The 456-nt window shown below is 70.8% G+C and carries 1 protein-coding gene; it reads left to right on the top strand.

Annotation, left to right across the window (positions count from 1 at the left end; genetic code table 11):
* A partial coding sequence (locus tag I6F37_RS46375; protein ID WP_225154301.1) for a hypothetical protein occupies positions 1 to 456 on the top strand: 456 nt, incomplete at both ends.

A 456-nucleotide genomic window follows, 5' to 3' on the forward strand; every position in this document is an offset into this window, starting at 1 on the left:
GGCAGCAGGCCTTCGAGCGTCTTCGCGTCGACCTGGATCAGGCGCTGACGCGGGAGCGGGCCCTCGCACCGGTCGCGCGTCCGGCCTCGCAGACACGTCAGCTCGACGAGGCCTCGCGCCGGCTCTGGGCCGCCGTCGACAGCGGCTTCGCAGCCGCGCGGGCCGGCCGCGACGAACAAGCCCGCACGATCTTCATGACGGCCGCCGCGTCACGTCAGGCCGAACTGACGCATCAGGTGTCGCAGTTGTTGATTGCCAACACTGGCGCCGACGACGAAGCGACCGCCCGTGCCCGGGCCGTGTATGATGCCGTCGATCGCCAGATCCTGTGGCTCAACGTCGGCCTGGTCGGCGCGCTCCTCGGAGCGGGCGGCACCGTCGTGCTCGCCGTGCGCCGCAGCATCATCGCGTTGCAGCAGGTCTCGGCTGAGCGCCAGGCACTGTCCTGGAGGATGA

It is taken from the genome of Bradyrhizobium sp. NBAIM08, from assembly GCF_020193935.1.
GTDB lineage: Bacteria > Pseudomonadota > Alphaproteobacteria > Rhizobiales > Xanthobacteraceae > Bradyrhizobium > Bradyrhizobium yuanmingense.